This is a genomic window from Curtobacterium sp. GD1, assembly GCF_020882855.1.
In the GTDB taxonomy this organism is placed as follows: Bacteria; Actinomycetota; Actinomycetes; order Actinomycetales; family Microbacteriaceae; genus Curtobacterium.
In genome coordinates this window covers 1-5,837 of record NZ_JAFEVQ010000057.1, presented here as the reverse complement: position 1 = coordinate 5,837, position 5,837 = coordinate 1, and the positions used below count along the sequence as shown (strand labels likewise).

The window sequence follows — 5,837 nt, the reverse complement described above, 5'->3', positions numbered from 1 at the left end:
CGCCAGGGCCGACCCGCGCCCCCCGGCTCCCGCGGCCGGCGGGACCGCGCACTTGCGTAACGAATCAGGATCGGTGATTGACACGCTTCAATCCGCATGGTTCCATTCCGATTGAAACGTTCTAAACAGCACCACCGGGAACCGCATCGGCGCGGTGACCGGGTCCGTTTCACCCGGGTTCCCCCAGTCCCGGGCCTTACGAGGAGGTAAGGAATGTCAGCTCGTCCCCTGACCACCAGGTTGCTCGCCATCGGCGGCGCCGCGGTCCTCATCGGCAGCCTGGCCGCGTGCTCGTCGGGCGGCTCCGCCGACACCGGCAGCGGCGGCGGCAAGGTCACGATCACGTACCTCGCCGACAACGCCGAGGCCACCGCCGCCACCGCGAAGCCGCTCATCGCCGCGTTCGAGAAGGCGAACCCCGACATCACCGTCAAGTTCGACACGAAGCCGCAGGGCACCGACGGCGACAACCTGGTGAAGACCCGGCTGTCGACCGGCGAGATGGCCGACGTCTTCAACTACAACTCCGGCTCGCTCATGCAGGCGCTCAACCCGGACAACACGCTCGTCGACCTCTCGAAGGAGAGCTGGGCGAAGGACGTCGACCCGCAGTTCACCAAGGTCGTCAGCACCGACAAGGGCATCTACGGCGCACCGTTCGGCACCAGCTTCGGCGGCGCCGTCCTCTACAACAAGAAGGTCTACGCGGACCTCGGCCTGAGCGTCCCGACCACGTGGTCGGACTTCATCAGCAACAGCGAGAAGATCAAGGACGCCGGCATCGCGCCGATCATCCAGACCTACGGCGACACCTGGACCAGCCAGCTGTTCGTGCTCGGCGACTTCGCGAACATCACCGCGCAGCAGAAGAACTGGGCGACGCAGTACACGAAGCACAAGGAGTCCTACGCGGAGCAGCCGGCGCTGGCCGGGTTCCAGCACCTCCAGGAGGGCAAGGACAAGGACCTCTACAACGAGGACTACGCGTCCGCCACGCAGGCGAACGGCCTGAAGATGCTCGCCGAGGGCAAGGGTGCCCAGTACCCGATGCTGACCAACGCGATCTCGGCGATCCAGCAGGACTCGCCCGACGCGGTGAACGACATCGGTGCCTTCGCCCTCCCGGCGGAGAACGCGGACGACACGAACCTCACCATCTGGGAGCCGAACGGCCTGTACATCCCGAAGACGACCACGGGTGACAAGCTCGCGGCCGCCAAGAAGTTCGTCGCCTTCGCGAACTCGTCCGAGGGCTGCAAGGTGCAGAACGACACCGGCACCCCCGGTGGCCCGTACGTCATCTCGACCTGCACCCTGCCCGACTCCGTCCCGCCGATGATCGGCGACCTGCAGAAGTACCTCGACGACGGCAAGGCGAGCCCGGCACTCGAGTTCCTCTCCCCGATCAAGGGTCCGAACCTCGAGAAGATCTGCGTGCAGGTCGGCTCGGGCATCACGAACGCGGCGAAGGGCGCTGACCAGTACGACGACGACGTCGTCCAGCAGGCCCAGCAGCTCGGCATCAAGGGCTGGTGATCCGGTGACCGCGACCCTCACGACGGCGGTGGCCCCGCCGCAGACCACGAAGGCAGGCCCCGGGCCGGCACGGCGCCGCATGCGCTCGTTCTACCCGGCCTGGTTCTTCATCCCGGCGATCGCGCTCTACGTCGTGTTCTTCGCGGTCCCGACCTTCGCGGGGTTCTACTTCTCGCTCACCCGCTGGACGCTGTTTGACCAGACCTTCATCGGCTTCGACAACTTCGTCCGGTTCTTCCAGGACCCGCAGCTCGTCTCCGGGTTCGTGCACACGTTCGAGTACGGGTTCGTGACGAGCGCGGCGAAGGTGGTCCTCGGACTCGCCCTCGCCCTGCTCCTCACGAGCCCCGTGCTCGGGCGCGGGTACCTCCGAGCGGTGGTGTTCTTCCCCGTGCTGGTGTCGACCATCGGCATCGGCATCACGTTCAAGGCGCTGATGGACCCCTTCCACGGGATCATCAACGGCGCCCTCGGGGCGGTCGGCCTCCCCACACCGGGGTGGCTGACCGACCCGGCCCTCGCCCTCTGGAGCGTCGCCGCGGTGGACGTCTGGAAGGGCGTCGGCATTGCGACGCTCATCTTCATCGCCGGCATCGTGGCGATCCCGCAGGAGTACTTCGAGGCCGCCCGTGTCGACGGCGCCAGCGCGTGGACGATCTTCAAGAACATCACGCTGCCGCTGTCCCGCCCGGCGATGGGGACGGTCATCATCCTGTCGCTCATCGGCGGCCTGCGGTCGTTCGACCTCATCTGGGCGATGACCGGCGGCGGACCCGGCTTCACGAGCGACGTCATCGCGAGCGTGATCTACAAGCAGTACCAGGCCGGGTTCTACGGGCTGTCGACCGCCGGCAACGTCGTGTTGTTCATCGTGGTCACGGCGATCATGGTCCCGATCTCCTGGCTCATCAACCGCAAGGAGGCGGACCTGTGACCGCGATCACCACCGGCCGACGCGCCAGCGCCGCGAAGACGCCAACCCCGCGCCGACGGAGCCCGCACACCGCACGCAAGTGGGTCATCGGCATCGTCGCGATCGTCGTCAGCTTCGTGGTCTTCCTCGTGCCGTTCGTCTTCGTCCTGCTGCAGGCCGCGAAGAGCCCGGCCGAGGCCAACCAGCTCGGCTTCAGCCTGCCGAGCCAGTGGCAGCTGTGGCAGAACCTCGTGGCGGTCATGCAGACCGGTGACGGCGGGATCCTGCGCTCGTTCCTGAACAGCGCCGTGCTCACCGTGGGGAGCGTCATCATCATGGTGGTGTTCTCCGCGATGGTCGGCTACGTCCTGCAACGGCGACCGAGCAAGTGGAACGGCCTGATCAACTTCTTCGTCCTCGCCGGCCTCATCGTCCCGCCCGCGATCGTCCCGACGATCTGGGTGCTGCAGGGGCTCAATCTGTTCAAGACCATGGGCGGGATGATCCTCATCGAGGCGACCTTCGGCCTCTCGTTCTGCATCCTGCTCTTCCGGGCGTTCGTCGCGACGATCCCCAAGGAGCTCGACGAAGCAGCCGTGCTCGACGGCGCCGGTCCGATCCGCCTGTTCTTCGGGGTCGTCCTGCCGCTGCTCAAGCCGGTCATCATCACGGTCGTGCTCGTGCAGTCGGTGACCGTGTTCAACGACTTCACGAACCCGCTGTACTTCCTGCCGGGTTCCGAGAACGCGACGGTGCAGCAGACGCTGTACACGTTCCAGAGCCAGTCGGTCAGCCAGCTGAACCTGCTGTTCACGGACGTGCTGCTCATCACGATCCCGCCGCTGATCCTCTACATCTTCTTCAACCGTCAGATCGTCGCCGGCATGACGAGCGGCGCCGTCAAGGGCTGACGCCCGATCCACGGCCTGGAGGCGCGACCCGCCTCCACCACCCCGCCCCCGCGGGCGGGTGGCCGGGCCCACGACCCCCGCACCGGTCGACGACGACCGGTCGCGTGAAAGGACACACCACATGACCGCCTGGACAGCACCGTTCATCGCGAGCGACGCCGACCTCGGGAGCGCACCGATCCTGCGCCGGGAGTTCACCCTCGACGACGGCCACGGCGCCGTGACGAGCGCGACCCTCGACGTCAGCGCCCTCGGCGTCGTCGAGGCCTGGCTCGGCGGGCAGCGCGTCTCCGACCACCTGCTCGAACCGGGGTGGACGAGCTACGAGTGGCGCGTGCGCGTCGTCTCGCACGACGTCACGGCACACCTCACCGATGCCGAGCCGGGTGGCGCCGCCGTCCTCGCGCTCGTCCTCGGCAAGGGCTGGGCCGCCGGACGCCTCGCCTGGGGCGGCGGTGGCGGCTGGTACGCCGACGAGGTCGCCGGGTTCGCCGAACTCCGCGTCACCTTCGCCGACGGCCACGAGCAGCTCGTCGCGACCGACACCGACTGGCAGGCGCTGTCGAGTGCGATCACGGCCGACCAGCTCTACGACGGCGAGGACGTCGACGCCCGCCTGCGCGACGCCTCCTTCCTCACGCCCGGCGACGTGACGGTGCCGAGCGTGGACGGACACGAGGGCCGCACGAGCACGGTGCACACGGTGGACCTCGGGGAGCGCGAGCTCGTCGCCGACACCGTGCCGCCCGTCCGACCGCTCGCCGAGATCGCCCCGGTCGAGGTCTGGACGAGCCCCGCCGGCGCCACGCTGGTCGACTTCGGCGTGAACCTCGTCGGCTGGATCCGGGTGACCGCGTCCGGCCCGGCGGGGACGGTCCTGACGCTGCAGCACGCCGAGGTCCTCGAGCACGACGAGCTCGGCACGCGCCCCCTGCGCACCGCGAAGGCCACCGACCACTTCACCCTCAGCGGGGACGGCCAGGACGTCTTCGAGCCGCGCTTCACGTTCCACGGCTTCCGGTACGCCCAGGTCGACGGGTGGCCCGGCACGCTCGACGAGCTCCGCACCGCCCTCACCGCGGTGCAGGTCGGGTCGGACCTCCCCCGCACCGGCACGTTCGAGTCGAGCCACGAGCTGTTGAACACCTTCCACGACAACGTGGTGCGGGGCATGCAGGGGAACTTCCTCAGCGTGCCGACCGACTGCCCGCAGCGCGACGAACGACTCGGGTGGACCGGCGACATCGCCGCGTTCGCACCGACGGCCTCGTACCTCTTCGACACGCGGGCGTTCCTCGGCGACTGGCTCCGCGACGTGTGGCTCGAGCAGCAGCACGCCGACGGCATCATCCCCTTCGTCGTGCCGGACGTGCTGAAGTACTCCCCCGCCGAGGACTTCGGCAAGCCCGACGCCACCGCAGTCTGGTCGGACGCCGGGGTGTGGGTGCCCTGGACGCTCTACCAGGCGTACGGCGACACCGCGGTGCTCGAGGAGCAGTTCCCGTCCATGGCCGCGCACCTCCGGCGGGTCCGCGACCACCTCTCCCCCGAGGACCTGTGGGACACCGTGTTCCAGTTCGGCGACTGGCTGGACCCGGACGCCCCGCCGGAGGACCCCGCGGCGGCGAAGGCCGACAAGGGCGTCGTCGCGACGATCTGCGCGTACCGGTCCGCCACCATCGCGGCGGACGCGGCCGAGCTGTTGGGCGGCCACGAGGCGGAGGCGAGCGAGTTCCGGGAACTCGCGTCGCGCCTCCAGGCCGGCTTCCGGACCCACTACCTGCAGGACGACGGTCGGATTCTCTCCGACTGCACGACCGTGTACACGCTCGCGATCGTGTTCGGGATCCTGTCCGAGGCGGAGCGGGCCACGGCCGGCGACCGTCTGGCGGAGCTCGTCGAGCAGTCCGGGTACCGGATCTCGACGGGCTTCGCCGGGACGCCGTTCATCACGGATGCGCTGACGCAGACCGGACACCTCGAGGACGCGTACCGGCTGCTGCTGCAGACCGAGTGCCCGTCGTGGCTCTACCCGGTGACGATGGGCGCGACGACGGTGTGGGAGCGGTGGGACTCGATGCTGCCGGACGGCACGATCAACCCGGGCCAGATGACGTCGTTCAACCACTACGCGCTCGGTGCCGTGGCGGACTGGATGCACCGCGTGGTCGGTGGTCTCGCGCCGTTGACGCCCGGGTACGAGTCGGTGCTCGTGGCGCCGCAGCCCGGAGGCGGTCTCACGTGGGCGTCGACCTCGCTCGACACCGTGCACGGGCACGTCGCCGTGCGGTGGGAGCTCGTCGACGGGGAGCTGCTCGTGCGGGTGACCGTGCCCGAGGGCGTCACCGCGGTGGTGCGGCTGCCCGGTGCTGCGGAGCAGCGCGTGTCGGGAGGCACGCACGAGCTGCGCGCGCTGGCCGCGGTCCCCGCGGCGTAGCGGCGGCCGCGGGGCGGCGGCGCGGCCCGGCCCGCCGCCC

The 5,837-nt window shown here is 69.3% G+C and carries 4 protein-coding genes; all 4 read left to right on the top strand.

The genetic code is table 11. The annotated features are described in order from the left end of the window. Nucleotides 1-213 precede the first annotated feature (213 nt). The 4 genes from JSX79_RS17895 (at nt 214) to JSX79_RS17880 (ending at nt 5,797) form a co-directional block, all read left to right on the top strand. Nucleotides 214-1,536 carry an ABC transporter substrate-binding protein gene (locus JSX79_RS17895; RefSeq protein ID WP_229087540.1) on the top strand — a complete coding sequence of 441 codons (1,323 nt, stop codon included), beginning with the start codon at nt 214-216 and terminating at the stop codon, nt 1,534-1,536. 79 nt (nt 1,537-1,615) lie between these two features. Next, entirely contained in the window at nt 1,616-2,470 is an 855-nt protein-coding gene (locus JSX79_RS17890) for a carbohydrate ABC transporter permease (protein ID WP_083295454.1), read from the top strand. An 86-nt stretch (nt 2,471-2,556) separates the two neighbouring features. Then, the gene (locus JSX79_RS17885) at nt 2,557-3,360 is read left to right on the top strand and encodes a carbohydrate ABC transporter permease (protein WP_229087541.1); all 804 of its coding nucleotides are present in this window, start codon (nt 2,557-2,559) and stop codon (nt 3,358-3,360) included. Nucleotides 3,361-3,481: 121 nt separating this feature from the next. Next, nucleotides 3,482-5,797, top strand: coding sequence for a family 78 glycoside hydrolase catalytic domain (locus tag JSX79_RS17880; protein WP_229087539.1), 2,316 nt, complete (start codon nt 3,482-3,484; stop codon nt 5,795-5,797). The last annotated feature ends 40 nt before the right edge of the window (nt 5,798-5,837 follow it).

Excerpts from the sequence above, each read along its gene's own strand:
- JSX79_RS17895 (WP_229087540.1), top strand. The coding sequence starts at position 214 with ATGTCAGCTCGTCCCCTGACCACCAGGTTGCTCGCCATCGGCGGCGCC.
- JSX79_RS17890 (WP_083295454.1), top strand. The coding sequence starts at position 1,616 with ATGCGCTCGTTCTACCCGGCCTGGTTCTTCATCCCGGCGATCGCGCTC.
- JSX79_RS17880 (WP_229087539.1), top strand. The coding sequence starts at position 3,482 with ATGACCGCCTGGACAGCACCGTTCATCGCGAGCGACGCCGACCTCGGG.